Raw genomic sequence first — 243 nt, 5'->3', positions numbered from 1 at the left:
ATGACCGTCGGGACGAGCGCCGCGACGACAACCGTGGTGGTGGCGGGTACGGGCGTCGTGATGACCGTGACCGCGGGCCGCGTCGTGACGACCGTGACCGTGGCGGCGACCGTGGATTCCGTCGCGACGACCGGGGTGGTGACCGTCCCGCCTTCCGTCGCGATGACCGTGGTGACCGTCCGGGTGACCGGGGTGACCGTCCCTCGTTCCGTCGCGACGACCGGAGTGGCGACCGTCCCCCCT

The 243-nt window shown here is 72.4% G+C and carries 1 protein-coding gene; it reads right to left on the bottom strand.

Going from position 1 to position 243, the window contains the following annotated elements:
* Positions 1-243: hypothetical protein (locus tag QC283_RS39420; RefSeq protein ID WP_279566610.1), on the bottom strand; the 243-nt coding region annotated here is incomplete at both ends.

The organism is Streptomyces sp. DH41 (assembly GCF_029813785.1).
Taxonomy (GTDB): Bacteria; Actinomycetota; Actinomycetes; order Streptomycetales; family Streptomycetaceae; genus Streptomyces.
This window is presented reverse-complemented; position numbering and strand designations above follow the sequence as displayed.